Annotated in this window: 23 protein-coding genes; 15 read left to right on the top strand and 8 right to left on the bottom strand. The window is 42.2% G+C overall.

From position 1 onward, the window contains the following. Positions 1 to 95: 95 nt before the first annotated feature. Complete coding sequence (locus FTV42_RS10455) at positions 96 to 746, bottom strand: hypothetical protein (RefSeq protein ID WP_180038711.1); 651 nt, start codon at positions 744 to 746, stop codon at positions 96 to 98. A gap of 203 nt (positions 747 to 949) precedes the next feature. On the opposite strand from FTV42_RS10455, the gene FTV42_RS10450 reads away from it, so the two are divergent. From FTV42_RS10450 to FTV42_RS10440, 3 genes are all read left to right on the top strand, one after another. Next, positions 950 to 1,423, top strand: a complete 474-nt coding sequence (locus tag FTV42_RS10450) for a phasin family protein (protein ID WP_114540741.1) — start codon at positions 950 to 952, stop codon at positions 1,421 to 1,423. A gap of 162 nt (positions 1,424 to 1,585) precedes the next feature. Next, positions 1,586 to 1,858, top strand: coding sequence for an HU family DNA-binding protein (locus tag FTV42_RS10445; RefSeq protein ID WP_004279807.1), 273 nt, complete (start codon positions 1,586 to 1,588; stop codon positions 1,856 to 1,858). A 130-nt stretch (positions 1,859 to 1,988) separates the two neighbouring features. Then, positions 1,989 to 3,854, top strand: a complete 1,866-nt coding sequence (locus FTV42_RS10440; protein WP_180038710.1) for a SurA N-terminal domain-containing protein — start codon at positions 1,989 to 1,991, stop codon at positions 3,852 to 3,854. Between the two features lie 61 nt (positions 3,855 to 3,915). On the opposite strand, the gene FTV42_RS10435 is transcribed toward FTV42_RS10440, so the two are convergent. Then, positions 3,916 to 4,785: a DUF2797 domain-containing protein gene (locus tag FTV42_RS10435; RefSeq protein ID WP_180038709.1), complete on the bottom strand. Its 870-nt coding sequence runs from the start codon at positions 4,783 to 4,785 to the stop codon at positions 3,916 to 3,918. Positions 4,786 to 4,819: 34 nt separating this feature from the next. Here FTV42_RS10435 and FTV42_RS10430 point away from each other — a divergent pair, with 34 nt between their 5' ends. Continuing rightward, complete coding sequence (locus FTV42_RS10430; protein WP_180038708.1) at positions 4,820 to 5,290, top strand: DUF6231 family protein; 471 nt, start codon at positions 4,820 to 4,822, stop codon at positions 5,288 to 5,290. 105 nt (positions 5,291 to 5,395) lie between these two features. Beyond that, positions 5,396 to 6,067 (top strand): YidB family protein, encoded by a 672-nt coding sequence (locus FTV42_RS10425; RefSeq protein ID WP_180038707.1) that lies wholly within the window; start codon positions 5,396 to 5,398, stop codon positions 6,065 to 6,067. 65 nt (positions 6,068 to 6,132) lie between these two features. Here FTV42_RS10425 and FTV42_RS10420 read toward each other — a convergent pair whose 3' ends face one another. The 3 genes from FTV42_RS10420 to FTV42_RS10410 are packed head-to-tail and all read right to left on the bottom strand — an operon-like array spanning position 6,133 to position 8,094. After that, positions 6,133 to 6,747, bottom strand: a complete 615-nt coding sequence (locus tag FTV42_RS10420; protein WP_180038706.1) for an OB-fold-containig protein — start codon at positions 6,745 to 6,747, stop codon at positions 6,133 to 6,135. A gap of 19 nt (positions 6,748 to 6,766) precedes the next feature. Beyond that, positions 6,767 to 7,075, bottom strand: a complete 309-nt coding sequence (locus tag FTV42_RS10415) for a Rieske (2Fe-2S) protein (RefSeq protein WP_004279797.1) — start codon at positions 7,073 to 7,075, stop codon at positions 6,767 to 6,769. Positions 7,076 to 7,089: 14 nt separating this feature from the next. After that, positions 7,090 to 8,094, bottom strand: coding sequence for an adenosine kinase (locus FTV42_RS10410; protein WP_180038705.1), 1,005 nt, complete (start codon positions 8,092 to 8,094; stop codon positions 7,090 to 7,092). 276 nt (positions 8,095 to 8,370) lie between these two features. On the opposite strand from FTV42_RS10410, the gene FTV42_RS10405 reads away from it, so the two are divergent. The 3 genes from FTV42_RS10405 to FTV42_RS10395 all read left to right on the top strand — a co-directional run bounded on the left by FTV42_RS10405 (position 8,371) and on the right by FTV42_RS10395 (position 13,089). Then, positions 8,371 to 8,823: a GNAT family N-acetyltransferase gene (locus tag FTV42_RS10405; protein ID WP_005246552.1), complete on the top strand. Its 453-nt coding sequence runs from the start codon at positions 8,371 to 8,373 to the stop codon at positions 8,821 to 8,823. Between the two features lie 165 nt (positions 8,824 to 8,988). Then, positions 8,989 to 11,928 carry an insulinase family protein gene (locus FTV42_RS10400; protein WP_180038704.1) on the top strand — a complete coding sequence of 980 codons (2,940 nt, stop codon included), beginning with the start codon at positions 8,989 to 8,991 and terminating at the stop codon, positions 11,926 to 11,928. A gap of 21 nt (positions 11,929 to 11,949) precedes the next feature. Beyond that, positions 11,950 to 13,089 (top strand): phospholipase A, encoded by a 1,140-nt coding sequence (locus FTV42_RS10395; RefSeq protein WP_180038703.1) that lies wholly within the window; start codon positions 11,950 to 11,952, stop codon positions 13,087 to 13,089. A gap of 70 nt (positions 13,090 to 13,159) precedes the next feature. Here the strand turns inward: FTV42_RS10395 and FTV42_RS10390 are convergent, their stop codons facing one another. Next, positions 13,160 to 14,500 carry a TrkH family potassium uptake protein gene (locus FTV42_RS10390; protein WP_180038702.1) on the bottom strand — a complete coding sequence of 447 codons (1,341 nt, stop codon included), beginning with the start codon at positions 14,498 to 14,500 and terminating at the stop codon, positions 13,160 to 13,162. Beyond that, complete coding sequence (locus FTV42_RS10385) at positions 14,497 to 15,153, bottom strand: TrkA family potassium uptake protein (RefSeq protein ID WP_180038701.1); 657 nt, start codon at positions 15,151 to 15,153, stop codon at positions 14,497 to 14,499. Before FTV42_RS10385 ends, FTV42_RS10390 begins: the two co-directional genes overlap by 4 nt. 121 nt (positions 15,154 to 15,274) lie before the next feature. On the opposite strand from FTV42_RS10385, the gene FTV42_RS10380 reads away from it, so the two are divergent. Both FTV42_RS10380 and FTV42_RS10375 read left to right on the top strand, forming a co-directional pair. Beyond that, a complete protein-coding gene (locus FTV42_RS10380) occupies positions 15,275 to 15,442 on the top strand; it encodes a hypothetical protein (RefSeq protein ID WP_180038700.1) in 168 nt (55 codons plus the stop codon). After that, complete coding sequence (locus FTV42_RS10375; RefSeq protein ID WP_180038699.1) at positions 15,405 to 15,806, top strand: hypothetical protein; 402 nt, start codon at positions 15,405 to 15,407, stop codon at positions 15,804 to 15,806. Before FTV42_RS10380 ends, FTV42_RS10375 begins: the two co-directional genes overlap by 38 nt. A gap of 59 nt (positions 15,807 to 15,865) precedes the next feature. On the opposite strand, the gene ilvA is transcribed toward FTV42_RS10375, so the two are convergent. After that, positions 15,866 to 17,404 (bottom strand): threonine ammonia-lyase, biosynthetic, encoded by a 1,539-nt coding sequence (ilvA, locus tag FTV42_RS10370; RefSeq protein ID WP_180038698.1) that lies wholly within the window; start codon positions 17,402 to 17,404, stop codon positions 15,866 to 15,868. A 104-nt stretch (positions 17,405 to 17,508) separates the two neighbouring features. On the opposite strand from ilvA, the gene rpiA reads away from it, so the two are divergent. From rpiA to clpS, 5 genes are all read left to right on the top strand, one after another. Continuing rightward, positions 17,509 to 18,180, top strand: a complete 672-nt coding sequence (gene rpiA / locus FTV42_RS10365) for a ribose-5-phosphate isomerase RpiA (protein ID WP_004279784.1) — start codon at positions 17,509 to 17,511, stop codon at positions 18,178 to 18,180. A gap of 168 nt (positions 18,181 to 18,348) precedes the next feature. Next, positions 18,349 to 19,029 (top strand): M48 family metallopeptidase, encoded by a 681-nt coding sequence (locus FTV42_RS10360; RefSeq protein ID WP_180038697.1) that lies wholly within the window; start codon positions 18,349 to 18,351, stop codon positions 19,027 to 19,029. A gap of 183 nt (positions 19,030 to 19,212) precedes the next feature. Further along, entirely contained in the window at positions 19,213 to 20,268 is a 1,056-nt protein-coding gene (argC, locus tag FTV42_RS10355; protein ID WP_180038723.1) for an N-acetyl-gamma-glutamyl-phosphate reductase, read from the top strand. Positions 20,269 to 20,345: 77 nt separating this feature from the next. Beyond that, the gene (locus FTV42_RS10350) at positions 20,346 to 21,095 is read left to right on the top strand and encodes a DUF6776 family protein (RefSeq protein ID WP_180038696.1); all 750 of its coding nucleotides are present in this window, start codon (positions 20,346 to 20,348) and stop codon (positions 21,093 to 21,095) included. A gap of 18 nt (positions 21,096 to 21,113) precedes the next feature. Further along, positions 21,114 to 21,527, top strand: a complete 414-nt coding sequence (gene clpS, locus FTV42_RS10345; RefSeq protein ID WP_004279780.1) for an ATP-dependent Clp protease adapter ClpS — start codon at positions 21,114 to 21,116, stop codon at positions 21,525 to 21,527. Positions 21,528 to 21,536: the final 9 nt, after the last annotated feature.

The following is a 21,536-nucleotide window of genomic DNA, read 5'->3' as shown; positions in this document are numbered from 1 at the left end:
TAGACTAGATGTGTAGATTTTATGAATCCCGACTAAATTAGTCAAGTTATTTTTGGTAGACCTTAGTGGGATTTAATTTTTGGAGAATGAAAGATTTACATGCTCAGCCAATTATACACTAATAACATAATCAAAAGTACGCTGCTCAGGCCAAAAATGATATTAATACGCTTTTGACGGCGTTCGATCCGTTTCAGGCGGTTTTTATACTGTTTGACTTCCACTTGCAGGGTATTGATCTTGGAGCGCTGTTCTTCAATTTTCTTTAAAAGCGGTGCAATACGCTTTTTAGAAGCAATAATTTCCGCTTCATCCGTCGGCGCATCAGACAGCCAGTGTTTCCAGTCGGCTAGTACTTTTGGCAAGCTGAATACGGTTAACAGATCACGAAACTCATCTTTTAAAACCTGATTGCCATCAATGCGCATGCTGCGAATGCTACGACGATTGCCAAAAATGAAAATTTTAATCAGATCGGGAAGTGTGGTGCGCACATCCAGGTCGACAATGCGGCCCGGTGCTTTATGGTCAAACAATAGTCCATTGGGGGTGAATTGCACATAAAAGTCGAAATACGGAATATAGCTATTGATTTTAATCGAGATGTTTTCATCTACAAACTTTTTGGCCTGTAATGCAACGACACGATCATGCTTGAGAATGAAAGTAAATATTGTCTCTAAAACAATTAACGTCATCGTAAGCAACAAATGCGGTTGATTTTGACTTTGTTGCGATTCGCTCATATACAACCAATCCTTACCTGAAATATAAAGTGAAAAAGCTTCCTGCTTGTGAAGAGATTTCAGGGTTAAATCAAATTAGACTTGAAATAAATTGCTTTGTAGAACAGTTTATCAAATCTATCAAGTACTAAATTTGCTATTATGCAGTGATTTTGTAGAATAATTTATAATAATTGCACAGAAAACAAACAGGAGCCGTGCACATGGACAAGTCAAAAACAGCACAAGACTCAGCTGAAGCTTCGAATGAGAAAATGCTGAAACCCAAGTCTAAATCTGCCTCGGAGCGCAAATCGGTTCTTGATTTTCGTAAATACACCAAACAGATCTGGTTGGCTGGACTGGGAGCTTTTTCACGTGCAGAAGAAGAAGGCAACAAACTGTTTGACTCGCTGGTCAAGGTCGGGGAAGAGCTTGAATCTAAAACTGCAGATATTGCCGATCAAACTGTAGAGAAGGTTTCAGAAAAGGCCAAAGAGTCGGTCACAGACACCAAAGACAAAGTGGAAAAATTAATTGACAACTCTGTTCATCACTCATTGAATCGTATAGGCTTAGTCACACTGAAGGATGTACAGTATTTGGAACGTTTAATCCTTCAGTTGCATGCCAAGGTTGATCAGTTGACTGCGGAACAAGAAAAAATGAAAGAAGAATTGTCGAAAAAACTTAAATAAAATGACTTTATTTATTATTCAATGTTTTTTTCGCATATTTTTTGAAAAAAAAGAGGTTCTTAAGTATTGCGTTTATACCTAAAGCATTGCTATAAAGGCGTTATGGCATGTTAAACCAATTCTTGAACCTTAAATAAACGATATTAAGAGGACGTAATCTTCATGAATAAATCAGAATTAATTGATGCAATTGCAGAAAAAGGGGGATTATCTAAGGCTGACGCAGGTAAAGCTTTAGATGCTACAATTGCTTCTGTTACTGAAGCTTTAAAATCGGGTGATACAGTAACTTTAGTGGGCTTTGGTACTTTCGGTGTGAAAGAACGCGCTGCACGTACTGGTCGTAACCCACAAACTGGTGCTACTCTTGAGATCAAAGCAAGCAAAGTACCTAGCTTCAAAGCAGGTAAAGGCTTAAAAGACGCTGTAGCTTAAGCTTACCCAGCGACGAAACGCGCCTTCTTTGGCGCGTTTTTTATTGATAAATTTAATTGTGATGATTAACACATTCATTCAATGGGTATTTTCGGTTAAAATCCTTTGCAAATAAAATATTGGAATACTTATGGAAGCTTTTCGTAAAGTTATTAAGGGTTGGTTGGGCAAAGTCTTGCTCGTTCTATTTTTGACCCCGTTAGCACTTGTAGGTATTGAAGGATATTTTAGCAGCGGAAACTCTGATGCAGCAAAATCAGTGAACGGGACTGAAATATCTCAAAAAGAATTAGAGTCACTGACCAAATCATTTAAAGAACAATATCTCAGTTATGCCAATGGGGATGAAACTTTACTGAATCAAAGCTTCATTGACCAGAAAGCCATGGATACGCTGGTTGCACGTACTTTATTGCTGCAACAGGCTGAAGAATTAGGGATCAGTCTGAGTGACCAGCAAATTGAACAGATGATTGCTCAGCAGCCTACTTTCCAGCAAGATGGAAAGTTCTCGAATGCTTTATATGAAAATTATCTAAAATCAATTGGCATGACCAATCGCGCTTTGATCGAAAGTTTACGTAAAGATCATGCGCTGAAGATGCTGTCATCGACTTTTCTGGATTATCCACTGGTAAGCCCAGTCGAAATGCAGCAGATTGCTGATTTACAAACTGAACAACGTCATATTCATATTTCCAGCATTAATCTGGACAGCTATAAAAAAGATGTCAAAGTGACGGATGCAGACATTGCTGCCTATTATGAAAAGCACAAAACACTGTTTAAACAGCCGACCAGCGTAGATGTCGACTATGTGGTGTTAAAGCCAAGCGATATTCAGGTGGAGAGTTTAGCGGTTACAGAGGCTGAGCTTCAGGAAGCCTATACCGCCTTTGTTGCAACACAAAAACAGACAGTTAAACCAGATGTGAAGCATATTTTAATTACGGCGGACAGTCGTAGTGATGCTGAAGCAAAAAAACTGGCGACCGATATTGCAGCCAAAATTAAAGCCGGTACTACTTTTGCTCAGGCAGCAGCACAATATTCTGAAGACCCTGAATCTAAGTCTAAAGGTGGTGCGCTTGCCGTTTATGAAGAAGGTGTATTTGGTACTGCATTTGATCAGACGGTTAGTTCTTTAAAATCGGGTCAGGTGTCTGCACCAGTGAAAACAGATTATGGTTACCACATCATTTCTGTGCAAACGCCAGATGTTGCAGTTCCTTCTCTTGAATCACAAAAAGCACGTTTGTCTGAAGAAGCCTTGGCTGCTAAAAAATCCAATGCATTCTCTGATACGGTCAATACGCTAAATGATATGGTGGTAGGAAGTGATTCTCTGGATGTCGTTACACAGGAAGTTAAAGGTGTACAAGTCCAGAAAGCCCAAGGTGTAACACTTTCGACCCGTGATCCTGTGCTGAGCGATGCTAACCTCAAAGTCAAATTGTTTAATGACGATGTTAAAAATGGTGATCGTAATGCTTCATCAAGCATTCAGTTAGCCAATGGTGATGTAGCCTGGATAAAGGTGCGTAATTATCATGCAGCCGGCGAACAAACACTGGCAGAAGCAAAACCGCGTGTTAAGGCTCAGCTGATTGAAGACAAAGCAGCTGCTTTGGCAAAAGCAAAAATTCAGAAAGCTTTGGATGAGTTCAAGACCAAACCGGTTGCAGCAGTGGCGAAAGGTGATTTGATCTTTGAAGATGCTGGTGTTTACACACGTGCTGAAGGTTTACTAAAACGTGATGTACAGCGTGCGGCCTTTAGTCTGCCGACACCAAAAGCAGGCCATTGGTCAGTGACCACAGCGAAAATGCCGAATGAACTGGTTGTGGTTGCGGTATCAGAAGTGAAGAAAAATCCGGTGGATGTATTAAGTGCAGAACAGCGTAGTGAGTTGGTGAGGTTATATCAGCAACTTCGTGGTCAGCAGGAATTTGATGATTATACGCGTTACCTGAAATCTCAGGCAAAAATCAAATAAAATTGTTGTATAAAAAAACCAGCCTGCGGGCTGGTTTTTTGTTTTCTAGGCAAATAATGGTTTAAGCACGAATAATCAGTTGATAACCGGTATATTTGCGCATATTAATCACGCCAGTATCCAGAATTAAATACTGGCCCTTGATGCCTTGTAATTTGCCACGAATCACAGGAGTTTTATCCAGATTATGCGATTTAATCTTTTCCGGATATTGTTCTACCGGATAAATAAACTCTCGTGCGAATTCATCTTCCAATACTTCAATATTTTCATTAAATTCTAGATTCTGATTAAATTCTTCGCGAATGCTTTGAATTTTAGGCGCAAATTCTTCCAGCAGTTGTTCACGCACTTCAATCAGGTTCAATGGTTCTGCTTCACCTTTCAGTAGCTTGCGCCAGTCAGTTTTATCAGCAACCTGCGTACCAAACATGACCTCAAGCTTTCCGGAAAGACGACGTGAGCCCACTTTCATAATCGGCAGGGCTTGGGTGGCACCCTGATCAAGCCAGCGAGTCGGCATTTGGCTGGTACGGGTAATGCCGACCTTTAATGCACTGGAATTGGCCAGATAGACAATATGTGGTTGGAAGCAGACATTCTGTGCAAATTCATCTTCGCGGCAAGTGCCTAAATGATAATGGCACGTCTCTGGCTTCATGATGCACATATCACATGAAGCATTGGTTTTAAAACATTTAAAACAGTGACCTTGCGAAAATGATTTGGAAGTTTTGTTGCCACAGGACACGCAGTAAATATTACTGGTCCATTCAATCTCGATTTCCTGGCCTAAATTAAACGGAAGATCAATTTCTGCACGATCTAAAATTAATTTATATTCAACATTTGCCCGCTGTATCTGTTGATCAGTTACACTAAGGTCCTTGAGGCCGACGTGCATTTTATGACAAATGCCCTGAAGTTCCATAAAAATTACTCACTTAAATCATAAGGATGCAGTTATGGCTGAGCAGAATGTCATTACCTCGATGCTAGACGATTTCGCACAGGAACAGCCAATTCATACTGCTATTTGTATTGGGCAGGACTTGAGCCAAGTCCAGTTTCAGCCAGCTATTCAATGGTCCTATTTTAGCGTATCTGACTTTTTAAATCTGCCTTTTCAGCAACGTTATGACTTGGCTGTGGTGATGTTGGATACTGCAGAAACAGAAAATTTGTCGGAGCAGATCATGAGTCAAATTCTGGTGAAATTACGTGATTTGTTTGTCAAACGATTGGTGGTAATCAGTCGGCTGCAAGATGAAAAGTTATTGAGAGCTTTGGGATTTACCCAGTTGATTGACAAGACCACACATGAGGCCGATTTTGCGCTGTGGCAGTTTAATATTTTAACCTATAAGCACGTGCCAGACTGGTTTAACTCCAAATTTTGGGCTAATCCGGAAAACTGGGATAAATTTCGCTGGTAAGCCAAAAACCTGCTTAACTAAGATTGCAAATATTAACACAATCTTGCCTAGACAATATGAGGGTAGGCCGTATTCTGTAATTAAGACGCACATAGGATATAGGACATGACAAACCTGAGTAGTATTGTGGAAATATTAGCAAAGCAGGCATTGGGTGGCGGGCAGTCGCAGCAAAAGTCCTCACAACAAGGTGGCTTGGCAGATATCCTGGGGTCTGTGCTAGGGCATTTAAACCATTCAAATCCTCAGCAAAATCAAAATCCTCAAAACCAGCAGAATCAAACCGGTCAGCAGAACCGACAAAATGGTCTGGGGGCAATTTTAGGTTCAGTACTAAGTCAGTTTGGTGGTGGTAGTACTGAAAGTACTGCCCAGCCTCGTTCAGGACTAGGTGGTTCTACCGGTAAAACCTTATTGATTGCAGTACTGCCTTTAGTACTGGCCTGGATTCAAAAACAGGGCGGTTTACAGGGTGCATTAGACAAGCTCAAAGGACAGGGGCTCAATAGCCAGGTCGATGATTGGGTGTCGACCGGCCCCGGTGAAAATGCCAATGTCGATCCGCAGCAGGTGCAAAACCTGTTTGATGAGCAGGAAGTTGAAGAAGTTGCACAGCAAACCCATGTACCGAAGCAGGATGTGTATAGTGCGATTTCACAGGTCTTGCCGCAGATTATTGATTCGCTTACCCCGCAAGGTGAGCAGACCAGCAAGCAGGAAGCCAATAATGATATTCAAAATGTATTGAATATGGTTTCAGGACTTCTTAAAAAATAAATATAGACATTAAAAAATCCCGATATCTGTCGGGATTTTTTAATAACTATCAAATGATTTAGAATTTAATCTAGATTCATGCTGAACAGCTGATTAGATTTACAAATTTTCTTAGCAACATAATGAGATTTTCTCATGCGAATCAGGATAATCTGCGACTGAAAACCGAGTTCACCAAACTCAGGTTCTACCTGTACATAATGCAGTTGCCCATACTCATCTCGCACCCGCGCTTGAGCAGAAAAACCGGGACGGGCATTGCCACTGGAAATCGTCGCCAGACGACCAAGTAGATTGACATTGTTCTTTTTATATTTAGGGGGAATGACCTGATCCAGACAGTGAATCATAAAAATAGTAAAAAAAGTCGCAATGATCAAAGCTGGAATAATCAGATAATAGGCAGGCAGAAATTTAAATTCCTGAGAATAGATCAGGAACTGTAAAACATAGCCGGCAAAGCTAAAATTCATCAGGAAGAAAAACACAATCAAAGTTTTGGAGAATTTGACGTTTAGTAGATCCATCTGCTGAAAGTTATAAGGTGAAATTTTTTGCAGAAACTTGCTGGATCTGAGTCCAAAATAGAAACCGATCGTTTTCACCACACCAAACAGAATAATCGCCAATAAACTCAGATGAAAAGGCATCAGGTTATAGTCTAGAAAAAATGCAGGCATGGTGAAGTCCGTTTTCGTCTTATTCTGAGAGATAAATTCCACCATCAGAATGCACGGTAATCTCTACTTTTTCAAGTGCTTGACCTTGGCAAGGCCCAGAAATGCATTCACCGCTTTCTACCAGAAACAAGGCGCCATGCGTGGAGCATTCAATAAATTCCTGATCACGATCCAAAAACTGGTTTTCCAGAAATTCCAGTTCAACCTGCAAATGTGGACACAGGTTTTGATAGGCATAGAAGGCACCGTCACGCTGTGTGATAAAGATATTGTCTCCATCAGGAAGCTCAAAAGAGCGTGCTTCGCGCTCTGGAACGTCTTCGGTCATGCAGATTTTAAACATTAAGCACATTCCTTTTGAAAGTCTTGTAATAATGCCGCATAGTCTTCAACTGCCAGGCGTGGACCAAATTGTGAAACCACCTGGCTCGAAATGAGAATCGCCAGTTCAGCCGCAGCTTGAAGACCCAAATTAGCATTCAATCCGTACAGGAAAGCCCCGGCAAAAGCATCACCGGCACCGTTGGCATCTACTGCAGGCACTTTACGGCCAGGAACAGTAAATGTATTTTGATAATCCGAAATCAGTGCGCCTTCAGCTGACAATGTAATGACAACGTGCTGACTGATTGTTTTTAATTTAAGCAGGGCTGCCTCAAGATTATCTGTTTCTGTATACATCAGCGCTTCTTGCTGGTTACATAACAGCAAGTCTACACCATCTGCAATCATTTCATCCAGACCGGCACGCGCGTATTGCACCATGGCAGGATCAGATAAAGTTAGAGCAATTTTAACGCCATTAGCACGTGCAATATCACGTGCTTGTTGTACCGCATGACGTGCCGTTTCAGAAGTCGATAAATATCCTTCAAGATATAACCATTTCGCGCTATGTAATGCGCTGAAATCAATTTGTTGATCGGTTAGTTCGGCCGTAATACCCAGGTAAGTATGCATGGTACGTTCAGAATCAGGGCTGACCAGAACCATACATGTCCCTGTCACGCCTTCACTGATCGATTGGGTGGTGGTTTTAATACCGGCATCATTTAAACCTTTCAGGTAGATGTGTCCCAGTTCGTCATTGCCGACACGACAGCCATAAAATGCAGAACCACCGAGCGCAGAAAATGCCACAGTAGTGTTGGCTGCTGAACCGCCTGAAGCCTGACCTTTATACACTTGAGTCGCTTGAAGATTTTGATAAAGAGTGGCCTGAGTCTCACCATCTGCAAGTTGCATGGTGCCTTTTTGCAAGTGATGTGCAGTTAAAAAGTCATCAGAAACTTTAAATTCTTGGTCAATCAGCGCATTACCAATCGCAAAAAGATCAACAGTTGCCATGTTCAAATATCACATTAAAAATGAAAGTCCTAAGTTTACACGATTGCTTGGGATTGCTGTAGTTTGCTGAATCATTTTCAAATACTTTTCAAAAATGCTGTATTTTGTTCAGCAGCTATCTTTGGTCTAAAAGCTGGCTTATTTTTGTGCACTGGTGCGCCGCAGCATTGATTTAAGGACCACATTTTATTTATAAAGAGATATCGCTCCTGGCATGATACTTTAAGTCGCTTGGCAACAGTCATTCTTCACAACAATTTCAAATAGTGTGCGTATATGAATATTAAAATTGTAACAGCCGAACAACTCCCGGATCAGATCGAAACACTGGCAACTCTGGCACGTAAAGAAGGCTATAATTTGGTAGATAAGTTAATAGAAGAATATCGCACCGGGAAAAACTGCTTTAGCCACGCCAATGAATATTTGGTGGTGGCGCATGATGGCAAGAAACTGGTTGCCTGTGGCGGCTTAAACCAGCAATGGGGAGATAATGGTATTGAAGAGCGGATTGGTCGGGTACGTCGTTTCTATGTGCATCCGAAATATCGTCAGCATGGCGTAGGCAAACAGCTTTTGGCTTACCTGGAGCAATTGGCACGTCCGCACTATTCAGCTTTGTGCCTGCAAACAGATACCCGACTGGCCGCCAGTTTTTATCAAAAGCAGAATTATGTATTTGTGGAAAACAATCCAAGCTATAACTATTTTAAATATCTGATTTCTTAAGCTTGTAAATACTCATTTAGATGCAGGAAGTAAATTTGATGATTTAATTTTCAAATGATCAAGTTTACTTAATTCGATCAAAATCCTCGGTTTTCAACGTGAATAATTCAGATAACTAAAGCTATAATGCGCTTAGTTATTTTAATTAAAGCATTAGGAGATCGCATGACTGTAGATGTCACTGAAACCATTTCTCAAACTGTACATCCTGCGTTTCAGTTGGTACGTCAACAACATGTTGAAGCTTTAGACATTTTCGTGTCTGAATATAAACATAAAGTCACTGGCGCCACACATTATCATCTGGCGACCAATCACGACGAAAATGTCTTTCTGGTGGCGTTTCGTACCCAGCCGATGGATTCTAAAGGCGAAGCACATATTCTGGAACATACTGCGCTGTGTGGTTCAGAAAAATTCCCGGTGCGTGATCCATTCTTCCTGATGATTCGCCGTTCACTGAACACCTTTATGAATGCCTTTACTGCGGCGGACTGGACTGCGTATCCATTTGCGACCCAAAATAGTAAAGATTTCCAGAACCTGCTCGAAGTGTATATGGATGCAGCATTTGCTGCGAACCTGAATCCATTGGATTTTGCCCAGGAAGGCATTCGCATTGAGCTGGAAAATGGCGAGCCTGTCTATAAAGGCGTAGTTTTTAATGAAATGAAAGGTGCGATGAGTTCGCCTTCAGACCAGCTGTATCACACGCTGGCGCATCATTTATATCCGCATACCACCTATCATTATAATTCTGGTGGTGATCCTAAAGATATTCCTGACCTGACTTACCAAGAGTTAGTAGATTTCTATAAGTCACATTACCATCCAAGTAATGCAGTCTTCATGACCTTTGGCAATAAAACAGCATTTGAATTGCAAGAGCAGTTTGAACATCTGGCATTATCCAAATTTGAAAAAGGTCAGACGCTGTATCCAACACCTGAAACCCGTTTGACTGCACCATTGACGGTTACCGACAGCTATGCGGTCGATGCCGAAGATCTACAGGACAAGACCTATCATGTGCTGTCATGGTTATTGCCGGAAGCTAGTGACATTAAACTGCGTTTGGGCATGCGTTTAGTTGAAGGGATTCTGCTTGAAGATTCAGCATCACCACTGCGTCATTATCTGGAAACGTGTGGTTATGCAGATGCAACAGGTCCATTCATGGGCGTGGATGATTCTAATTTTGAAATGACTTTCTACTGTGCGGTGCAGGGTTCAAATCCTGAACATGCAGAAGAATTTAAAAATGGTGTGTTTAAGGTTCTAGAAGATGTTGCCTCTAAACCGGTTGATCAGAACATGGTCGATGCGATCCTGCATCAAATTGAATTGCATCAGCGTGAAATCAATGGTGATGGTACGCCGTATGGTTTGAGCCTGATTCTGAGCGGTCTGGGCAGCGCGATTCATCACCGTGATCCGGTTGAAGTTTGGGATGTGGACTCTGCGATTGCCGCAGTTAAGGAAGAGCTGCAAGATCCGATGTGGCTTTCCAATCTGATCAAAGAGCATCTGCTGGATAACCCACATCGTGTCCAACTGACACTGGTTCCCGATGCGACCAAATCTGCCAAAGAAGCGGCTGATGAAAAAGCGCGTCTAGCCGAAATTGGAAAGAATCTGACTGAAGAACAAAAAGCTGAAATTATTGCCCAGACTGAAGCATTGAATGTTCGTCAGGACACGCCGGATGACTTGAACTTATTGCCGAAAGTCGGTCTGGAAGATGTCCCTGCGGAATTGCAAATTGTTCAAGGCCAGTTGCGTGAGATTATCTGTAACCGTGTTGATACGCCGTTGAACCTGTATCATGCCGGCACCAATGGGATTTATTATCAACAGGTTCTGGTCAATATTCCGGATGAAGTGGTGCAGTCGCCTTACTTTAACCTGCTGTCGATCCTGATGGGTGAAGTTGGTGCGGGTGAGTATGATTATCTTGAGTTCCAGCAACTGCAAACAGCGGTAAGTGGCGGTCTGGGCATGGGCGCATCTTTGCGTTCTAAAGTCGATGACAAAAACAAAATTACTGCCTGGTTGACGTTGACCACCAAATCTTTGGTGAATCATCTGGATGCAATTCGTCTGTTAAAGATCGGTTTTGAACAGCTTCGTTTTGATGAGAAAGACCGTATTGTTGAACTGTTACAACAGCGTAAAACGCGCTGGCAGTCACGTATTTCTGGTTCTGGACATAGCTATGCAATGCAAACGGCTTCACGTCAGCATAGTGCATTGGCTTTGCGTGATTATCACAATACCGGTTTGGGTGCATTGAACTGGCTGATCGAGCTGGTGTCTAAGATCGAAAAAGATCCGGCTGAATATGATCTGCTGATTGATGAATTAAAACGGATTCATCGGGTCTTGTTGCAAGCACCAAAGCAATTCCTGTTAGTCTGTGAAGAGCCGCAGTCTGAGCATCTGATCGAAGAAATTCAGAATGTCTGGGATAAACTTGAAGTTGATTCTGCACCAGTTTCATTAACTCAAGTCGAAAAAGTAACCCATGACCAGCACGAAGCCTGGTTGATTCAAGCCAATGTCCAGTTCTGTGCGGCTGCTTATCCAGCTGTTGAAGTTTCACATCCTGATGCTGCTGCATTGATGGTACTGGCGGGTTATTTGCGTAATGGCTTCCTGCACAGTGCCATCCGTGAAAAAGGCGGTGCCTATGGTGGTGGTGCCAGCTATGACGGGAATGCCTGTTCATTCCGTTTCTACAGCTATCGTGACCCACGTCTGGCAGAAACTTTCCAGGATTTTGATGTAAGTATTCAGTGGTTACTTAATGCACCACAACAGCCACACCAGTTGGAAGAAGCCATTCTGGGTCTGATTGCCAGCATGGATAAACCGGGTTCACCGGCAGGCGAAGCCATTACTGCATGTTATTCTTACTTGCATCAACGTACGCCAGCGTTCCGTAAAAAATTACGTGAACGTTTATTGAATGTCACACTGGATGATTTGCAGCGTGTTGCACAGACCTATCTGGTCGAGCAGCAGGCGACGAAAGCCATTGTAGCGCCAGTGGCAAAACGTGAAATGCTGGAACAGCTTGGTTTTGTAATTCAACAAGTTCTATAAATAAAAAAAAGAGGATAATGGATGGCGCTTAATTCGTTTAAGCGCTCAACTCTACAGCTGAGCGTTTTGCTGGGCTGTGCAGTTGGGACGCAAGTGAATGCGGAAGAAACAGTAGTCAACAGTCCCACGCCGGCAACGGCTGAAGCCTGTGCTGCACTGGAAATTAGTGCAGAGCGTCTGGCCTGTTATGATACTTTATTTAAAATTCCGGTCACTGATAAGCCTGCAATCGTTTCTGAGCGTCGTGCAGCAGCAGAAATTGCGCCTGAACCCGATAATTTAAAAGCGAAAATTGGTCAGACTGTTTCCAATATTTATGCTTCTGAAGGATCAAAGCTGACGCCGAATCTATCTTTGCTGGATAGCCGCTGGGAACTCTCTCCGGAAAGTAAATTAGGCACCTGGAACATTCGCTCTTATCAGCCGGTGTATTTGATGCCAGGTTTCTGGACATCAAACAAGAATGAATTACCCGAGAGTGAAAATCCCAACAATATAGAAACAGAGAAACAGAATCTCACTTCAACTGAAGCGAAGTTTCAATTGTCTTTAAAGACCAAGGCAGTTGAAAATATTTTGGGCGATAATGGTGATCTCTGGCTTGGTTATACTCAGTCTTCACGTTGGCAGGTGTATAACTCGGAAGAATCACGTCCGTTTCGTGAAACCAACTATGAACCCGAAGCCAGTTTAATCTTCCGTACCAACTATGATCTTTTAGGTCTGAACTGGCGTATGTTGGGATTGACCATTAATCATCAGTCCAATGGCCGTTCTGATCCGTTATCACGTAGCTGGAACCGGGTGATGCTGAATCTTGGTTTTGAAAAAGACAATTTTGCCTTGATGGTTCGTCCTTGGTATCGTTTTGAAGAGAAGCGAGAAGACGATAACAATCCCGAAATCAAAAACTATATTGGCCGTGGAGACATGACCGCATTTTATCGTTATAAGGAGCATGATTTTTCATTGATGCTGCGACATACCTTAAAAGGTGGAGATGACAACCGTGGAGCCGTACAGTTCGACTGGTCATTCCCGATCAGTGGGCGTTTGCGTGGTCAATTCCAGCTATTTGATGGCTACGGAGAAAGCTTGATTGATTATAATCACCGTGCCACGTATGTCGGTTTAGGTGTCTCATTGATGAACTGGTTCTAAGATTCCGAGTTTCATGACCTTATAATGAAAATAAAAAACCATGCTGCTGCATGGTTTTTTTATAGATAGATTAACCAATCTGGATTTCTGAAGGTGGATGTTTGAGACGACTCTTTTTCGGTGTGGCAATGAAATAAGCAAGCGTCAGTGGCCCTAGACGCCCTGCGAACATCAATAACATCAGAATGATTAAACTGGCAGGTTGTAGTTCTTCAGTTACCCCTCGGGACAAGCCAACGGTACAGGCTGCAGACACGGCTTCAAACAACAGATCCAGAAAATCCTGCTCAGGTTCCAGGATTAATAAGCTCATAAAACCCATCATGATCAGCGCAGCAGTAATACACACCACGGCCAATGCTTTAAACGTAGTTTTTTCAGGAATAGAGTGATTAAACAGCCGGATCTCATCTTCGCGTCTTAAAAAACTGATTACGCTGATCACGACAATAATAAAGGTACCGACTTTAATGCCGCCCGCCGTACTTAAGGAACCTCCACCAATAAACATTAGAAATATGGTAACTAAAGTGGATGCATCGCTCATTTGTTCCATTGGCAAGCTATTAAAACCTGAAGAGCGGGGAACGGTGGCATGGAACCAGGCATTCACGGCCTGATCGCCCAAACTCATGAGACCTAAGGTCTGTGGATTGGAAGCCTCTAATAGCCAAAGTACGATAAAAGCACTTAGGTTCAGACCCAGAATCGTTGAGAGGATCAGCTTACTGTTGGTACTCAACTTACGCCAGCGCTTATGTTCTTTGACATCCATCAGTACCAGAAAACCGATACCGCCAATGATATACAACATACTGATAGTAAAGGTAATCAGATATTGTCCTGAAAAGCTCATCAAGCTATTTGGAAATAGTGAAAATCCACCATTATTAAAAGCGGAGACGCTATAAAAAGCTGCATAAAATAGTGCATCGCTAAACTGATATTCTTTGAGCCAAGCCAAAGTCAGAATCAGCGTACCGATTGCTTCAAAGAATAGAGAATATAAAAACACGGCTTTAATGGTAAAACTGACTTTTTTCAGACTAGTTTGTCCAATGGACTCCTGTGCCATGACTTGTTGTTTTAGCCCCAGTTGCGGTGCCAGACTCATCACTGCCAGAATGGCAAAGGTCATAAAACCCAAGCCACCGCATTGCAACAAAAACATAATCACGATTTGACCAAATACGGTATAGGCTTCACCGACATTCACCACCGATAGCCCGGTAATGGTCACAGCAGAAGTTGCTGTAAAAATCGCCTCCAGCCAGCTGATTTCTCCATGATGTGCAATAGGCAGCATCAATAGCAGTGAGCCGATCAGAATTAATCCGAGAAAACCCAAAGCCAGTAAGCTTGGAGGACTGAGGTTAATCGTCCTGTGTTGCTTTAAATCAGAACTTTTCATAGATGTTTAAAATATTTAGCAAGATGGCGCAAAGGTTCCAGCAATCCTTCAACCAGTAAAATATCGCCTTCCTGAAGAATCTGATTGGCATCTACGTGATATTGCAATGTAGATCCGCGTTTATGTAATAAGGTCGTGATTTCAGGAGCATGCTTCATCAACTGATTCAGTGGCGTACCATGATGATCCGCATGAATTTCAATTTTGACAATATAATGATCATCCTCAAGCGCCATATAACGACTGACCATCGGATAGCTTAATGACTGTGCCACCCGAACGCCCATATCTTCTTCAGGATGAATGATTTTTTCAACATTGAGATGGGTCAGAATCATGTGATGGGATTTGGATTTGGCCTTCACCCAGATTTTCTTCACGCCCATATTTTTTAAGTGCAATACACACAGAATGCTGGCCTCAATATCCTCTCCAATTGCCACAACAACGGCATCACAGCGCTGAATGTTCAGCTCATCCAGTACATGTTCATCGGTTGCATCGGCAATCACGGCATGGGTTAGTTGATCGGAAATATTTTCGACATATTTTTTATTCAGATCGATCCCGATCACTTCATGCTTCAGACTGATCAGCTGCGTGGCCACGGTCGCACCAAAACTGCCAAGCCCAATGACTGCAAATAATGCCATTTGCTATCCTTAATTATTCTAAATAAAGTATTTTGAGTTATGTTAGCGTTAATCTAATCCAAGATGTTTGAAGTTTTACATAATTGATATAAATCGTTTATTTAGAAAGGAAAAGAACTAAATGGTTGAGAATTGTGTGCTTGATTGGGGAGCTATTGCAACGATTGCTGCCGCAATTTTAACGGTTATCGTGGCTTACTGTATTTCAAAGCAATGGAAAACACAAAAGAGAGTTGAGACAGTTTCAAATATTGCAAAGGAAGTTTATCTGGATATTAAAAAAATTTGATAAATATTTTGCCCAATATATTGCTTCGCATATTGATAATTTAAATGAAGGACCTAATAAGGGGAATGTGTACTATGGTATTGAAAAAGAATTGAATCCGATTATTTATGATTTATATGTAGGTATGATTTCTAATTTAGAGATCATTCTTGAAGTAGAAAAAGATAAAGATCTTGAACAGCTAAAGGGAAGATTAATTAAAACTTACGAAAAACTTGATCAGCTTCAAAATGATATTTTACATTTAGCTATATTTAGTAAAGATAAAATTTTAGATGATGATCGCAGGAGATATCACAGTATTGATATTAAAGTTGCACACGAAGTTTTAACTACAACTCTAAATAGTTTAAAAAATCATTAATAAAATTTATTGTATATAAATAAAAAACCGCCTCGAAAGGCGGTTTATGTTTGAGAGAATTACTTCAAGAAACGTTGATAACCCAGATTATTGGTAATTTCCTGATATGGATAGGTAATGGTTTCGAGAGTTTCGATCAAACCGTCCGGATTTTGTTGTGCATCGGTTGCTTCAAGGCCCACCAGAACACGTCCTTCAGCAGCGCCGTGGTTACGGTAGTGGAACAGGGTAATGTTATGGGTTGGGCCAAGACGTTCCAGGAACATCAGTAAAGCGCCAGGACGCTCTGGGAATTCCACTCGGAACAGGCGTTCATTTTCAATGTCGGCATGACCACCGATCAGGTAACGGATATGCAGTTTGGCCACTTCATCATCAGACAGATCATCAACGTCATATTGGAATTTTAAGGTTTCATAAATTTCCTGACGTTCTTTCTCGCCATTTTTCAGACTAATACCGACAAAGACCTGTGCCGCAGAAGCATCACTGGCACGATAGTTAAATTCAGTGATATTACGGCCTTGTAATGCACGGCAGAAACTCAGGAATGAACCTTTCTGTTCTGGAATCGTCACGGCAAAAATCGCTTCTTTGCGTTCACCCAATTCAGTACGTTCAGCGATATAGCGTAAACGGTCGAAGTTCATATTGGCGCCGCAGACAATCGACACCATGTTCTTCCCTTCGATGCCATGTTCAGCCACGTATTTTTTAATACCTGCCAGAGCCATTGCACCAGATGGTTCGACAATGCTACGGCATTCGTCATAAGTGTCTTTAATCGCGGCACAGACTTCATCCGTATTCACCAGCACCACATTCGGTTCCACGATCGGGCCTGAATTGTCCGATTTTTGTAGACGAATCACCTCAAAAGGTTTTTCCCCAATCTGGGCTACCGCTGTACCATCAGCAAACAAGCCCACAGATGGGAGAATCACACGTTCATTTGCTTCTAAAGCAGCTTTTAAACAGGCAGATTCGTCGTATTCCACTGGAATGACTTTAACGTGGGGTGCGACATCACCTAAATACGCTGCAACACCTGCGATCAGGCCACCACCTCCAACTGCGACAAACACGTAATCCACATCGCGCCATTGGCGAAGAATTTCATTGGCAATGGTGCCTTGGCCAGCAATCACCAGTTCATCATCATAAGGCGGAATGAAAGTCATCCCATCTTCCTGGGCACGTTGAATCGCATATTTATTGGCAACATCAAATGAATCACCATGCAAAACCACTTCGCCACCCAGACGTTTAACCGCCTGTACCTTGATATCAGGTGTGGTTTTAGGCATCACAATAATCGCGCGAATACCCAGCTTTTTCCCTGAGAGTGCCACGCCCTGTGCATGGTTGCCCGCTGAAGCAGTAATAACGCCACGTTCCATTTGTGATTTCGGTAGTTGACTAATACGGTTATAGGCACCGCGTAGTTTGAATGAAAAAACCGGTTGTAAATCTTCACGTTTAAAGCGGATGTTATTATTGAGTCGTTCGCTAATTCGTGGCGCTGCTTCGAGTGGAGTTTCGATTGCAACATCGTAGACCGTTGCTTGTAAAATTTGTCGAACCAAACGAGACAGCATGTTAATTTTCCATCTAACAGTTTAAAATAGGGGCTTATTGTAACAAACCACACGGCTTTGCGGTTTAAAAAAGCTGCAAAAGTCCAAAATAGTTGAGTGAAGCCATGAGTCTATATGCAACCCAAGATGAGAAAAAACAAGCAGCAGCTAAAGCCGCTTTAAAACACTTGCCAAAAGGGGGCATTTTAGGCGTAGGTACAGGCAGTACTGTAAACTTTTTAATTGACTTATTACCTGAGCTGCAATTGGAAGCTGCGGTAGCCAGTTCAGAAGCAACTGCACAGCGCTTAAAAAAGCTCGGTATTGAAGTAGTGGATATGAACTCTGTCAGTGGTTTAGATGCCTATGTCGATGGCGCAGACGAAATTGATCGTCATATGCATATGATCAAAGGTGGCGGCGCAGCATTGACACGTGAAAAAATTGTTGCCTCTATTGCGAAAAAATTTGTGTGTATCGTGGATGATTCAAAATGGGTTGGACAATTGGGTCGTGAGTTTCCGCTTCCTGTAGAAGTGATTCCAATGGCGCGTTCTGCGGTTGCGCGTAAAATCGTATCTTTAGGTGGCGATCCTGCTTATCGTGAAGGTGTGGTCACTGACAACGGTAACGTGATTTTAGATGTATATAACCTCAATATTCTGAATGCGCTTGAACTGGAAAAAACCTTAAACGATATTCCGGGCGTGGTGTGTAACGGTATCTTTGCGATCAACAAAGCAGATATCGCAATTGTCGCGACGGATAACGGAATTGAAGAGCGTACAGCGGTTTAATTTTAAAATCTCCCCAAATCCTGAACAGAAGTTAAAGTACTGCTTTAACTTTTGTGCAAGAAAAGCCTCATTTTAGATTTTTTAAGAGGAGCTTTTCTCCCTCCTTAATAAAGGTGAGTAGCACTGCTACGCAAGGGGGAGGATTAAAAAAATGATTAAATATAAAAAATGACCTTATCCGACCTACCCGAAATTCAAATCACCCGAAATGTCCGTTCAACACGGTTACGTTTGCGTGTCGATGCAACACAGATTCGCCTTACAGCACCGGTTTTTTGCAGCAAAAAACAGATACAGCATTTTATTGAACAATCTGAAAGCTGGCTGATTAAAACCTGGCAATCCCAGCAGGAAAAAATCGAAAATATTGACCGGACGCTACCGAGTGAGCTGCGGTTATTCAATCTAAAAGCAGCAGTAAAAATTTCTTATCACAGCCAGAAAAACAACTTTATTTTTAATGATGAAAATTTACAGCTTCGGATCAGTGACCGACATCCTGAAGAATATTTAAAAACTTTCGTGATTGCCTACGCAAAAGAACAGCTTCCTTCATATTTAAATCTCGTCTCACAGCAATGTCATTTGCCTTTTAAAAACTGCAACATTAGACATCCCAAAACCCGATGGGGCAGTTGTTCTGCCAAACATGACATTATGTTGAACAGCGCGCTGGTATTATTTCCTGAACAAGTCGCGCGTTATGTCGCTGTCCATGAACTGGTACATACAAAGCATTTTGATCATAGTCCACGGTTTTGGGCAGAAGTTGCCAAGCATGATCAGCATTTCCAGCAGCATCGTATAACGCTGAAAAATACGCCGTTGCCATATTGGTGGGGTGCCTAAAAGCATAATTAATAAGTCCATATAACTCTATTAAAATAGCCTAAGCAATCTATGCATTTAATCCTCTAAACCGGCCTTATCCTACTGATCAATTAAAAAACCAGCAAACCCCAGTGAAATGGTTTAGAAAACCTCAACTTCCTGTCATACTAGGCCTTATAAAGGAAACATTTATTTGAGGTAATCATCGTGATTTCAGTGGGTATTGTGGGTGGTACGGGTTATACAGGCGTTGAACTTTTGCGTCTTTTGCTACGACATCCAGATGTAAATGTAACAGCACTGACATCACGTACTGAAGCAGGTCGTCGTGTAGATGACATGTTCCCAAGCTTGCGCGGGCATACCAATCTTAAATTTTCTGATTTGAGTCTGGGTTTATTAAAATCATGCGATGTGGTGTTCTTTGCAACGCCGCATGGTGTCGCAATGAAACATGCCGAAGAGCTGGTCGCTGCAAATACCAAAGTGATCGACCTAGCTGCCGATTTCCGTTTACAAGATCTTGCACAGTTTGAAAAATGGTATGGCATGCAACATGCATGTCCAGAACTGTTAAAAGATTCTATTTACGGTTTATCTGAGCTGAATCGTGAAGAGATTAAGAAAGCCAATGTCATCGGAAATCCGGGGTGTTATCCAACCACAGTTCAGTTGGGTCTGGCGCCAGTCTTAAAAGCGGCTGAAGCATTGGTGAAACCTGAAAGCATTATTATCGATGCCAAATCTGGTGTATCAGGTGCAGGTCGTAAAGCCAGTCTGGGCATGATTTATTCTGAAAATTCCGATAATTTTAAGGCCTATGGTGTAGCGGGTCATCGTCATCACCCTGAAATTGTCGAAGCACTGGAAAAAATTTCAGGTCAAAAAAATGTGTTTGATCATATTTTATTTGTACCGCATTTGGTGCCGATGATTCGTGGTATGTTGTCGACCATCTATATCGATTTAACTGAAGCAGGCCAAGCAGCAGATTTACAAGCGCTATATGAGCAGTTCTATGCAAATGAAGCATTTGTGGATGTTATGCCGGCAGGCAGTTCACCCGAAACCCGTTCAGTGCGTGGAGCGAATCAGTTGCGTATTGCCTTGTATAAGCCACAGCCAACGAAACTGGTGATCCTGGTTGTACAAGACAATCTGGTAAAAGGCGCAGCAGGTCAGGCTGTGCAAAACATGAACCTGATGTTTGGTTTTGCTGAAGATGCTGGCTTAAATAATATTGGTTTATTACCATAAAAAACGTATTAGAACTTCACACACATTTAGATTTGCATTTAAATGTGTGTCTTGATTAAAGCAAACAAGAGATCAAAATGCCGAATAACGAGTCAAATACGACGCTTCCTCAGGAACCCGGTACTAAGAAACCATTCATGAAAGGCAATACGCCCTTAGCCATTGGTGCGGCTGTATTGATCTTAAGCAGTGGCGTACTCGGATATACCGTAGGACATCGTCAGGGTTTGACTGCGGCGGGTTATGATGCAGATGCAGAGCAACTGGTGGATGTGGTACAGACTCAGAAAGCCAGTCTGGAAACACTGAACAAGACACTGAATACTGCGGTTCAGGAGCGTGATCTGGCGGTTAGCAATGCCAATGATCTGTATCTGGCCATGACCAAGGCACGTGATGAACAGGTGCAGGCCGAAAGTGTGGGAACCATTTATCGCGAGATCTTGCGTCAGCGTGGTGGTCTGGCATTGGCGGTTCAAAACCTGTCGATTAAACCATTACCCGAAAATGCCTTTGAATACCAGATTGATCTGGTTCAGGTCAGTCCAGGCAAAAGCCGTGCCTCAGGTAGTGTGGAATTGCGCCTGATTAAAGGTGCGGAAATTCTGGTGGTGCCACTGGAAGATAAAAACTTTAATTTTGAAAATTATGAGCGACTCACTGGCCGCTGGACCATGCCGAAAGGCTTTAAGCCAGAATTTATTGAAGTGCGTCTTACTGGTGCCAAACCTGTAATTCGTCGTTTTAGTTGGGAACAGGGCAAAGCAGTAGAAAATCAGTCTGCTACCTTGTCAGAAATTCCGAAAACCGAAGCAAATGCAAATTAAGTGTGAAATATAAATCTTATGCCAAGCAATAAACGTCAAATGTGTTTAAGTGATATTAAAAATTCTTTTAATGAGTCTGGAATCGTTGATTGGCATATCAGCCCACGTTTAGCAAATGAACCCTCTGAAGACGGTGATTCTGACTTAGCTGTACAGACCGCACCGCCAGAACTGAAACGTCCACCGTTGTATGCCGTTGTTTTATTAAATGACGACTATACGCCGATGGAGTTTGTAATTGAAATTTTACAACAATACTTTGCAATGAATCTTGACCAAGCTACACAAGTAATGCTAACTGTACATTATGAAGGAAAGGGTGTAGCTGGGGTTTATCCTCGAGACATTGCGGAGACCAAAGCGAACCAAGTCAATAATTATGCTCGATCACAAGGTCATCCGTTACTTTGCCAAATAGAGCCTAAAGATTAAGGGGGTTAC

Source organism: Acinetobacter sp. YH16052 (assembly GCF_013417155.1).
Classification (GTDB): Bacteria; Pseudomonadota; Gammaproteobacteria; order Pseudomonadales; family Moraxellaceae; genus Acinetobacter.
Note: the sequence above shows the minus strand (reverse complement) of the source record. Positions and strands in the feature narration are given on the sequence as shown.